Origin of the sequence: Exiguobacterium sp. s21, assembly GCF_018617975.1 — a bacterium.
In the GTDB taxonomy this organism is placed as follows: Bacteria; Bacillota; Bacilli; order Exiguobacteriales; family Exiguobacteriaceae; genus Exiguobacterium; species Exiguobacterium mexicanum_A.
On sequence record NZ_JACSLF010000037.1, the window covers coordinates 1 to 472 of the forward strand.

General features: G+C 52.8%; 1 rRNA gene. It reads right to left on the reverse strand.

Features of this window, described 5'->3' with window-relative positions:
- A 23S ribosomal RNA gene (locus tag KNP06_RS15195) occupies positions 1-385 on the reverse strand; the annotation flags it as partial.
- Positions 386-472: the final 87 nt, after the last annotated feature.

The following is a 472-nucleotide window of genomic DNA, read 5'->3' on the forward strand; positions in this document are numbered from 1 at the left end:
GCTACAGGGCCGTCACCTTCTCTGGCCGACCTTTCCAGGTCGTTCACCTATCCTATCCCTTTGTAACTCCGTATAGAGTGTCCTACAACCCCAGGAAGCATGCTTCCTGGTTTGGGCTGTTCCCGTTTCGCTCGCCGCTACTCAGGGAATCGAATTTTCTTTCTCTTCCTCCGGGTACTTAGATGTTTCAGTTCCCCGGGTTTGCCTCACGCCGTGCTATGTATTCACACGGGTGTCCCGCCAGTCTCCCGGCGGTGGGTTCCCCCATTCGGATACCCCTGGATCAATGTGTACTTACCACTCCCCAGGGCATTTCGCTGTTCGTCGCGTCCTTCATCGGCTCCTAGTGCCAAGGCATCCACCGTACGCCCTTTCTACCTTGATCTAGCGTCTAAGACACACGGTCCTCACGGACCATATGTGAAATTAATTGGTTTGATGTCTTGATGAATCTTCAGTTTTCAAGGAACAA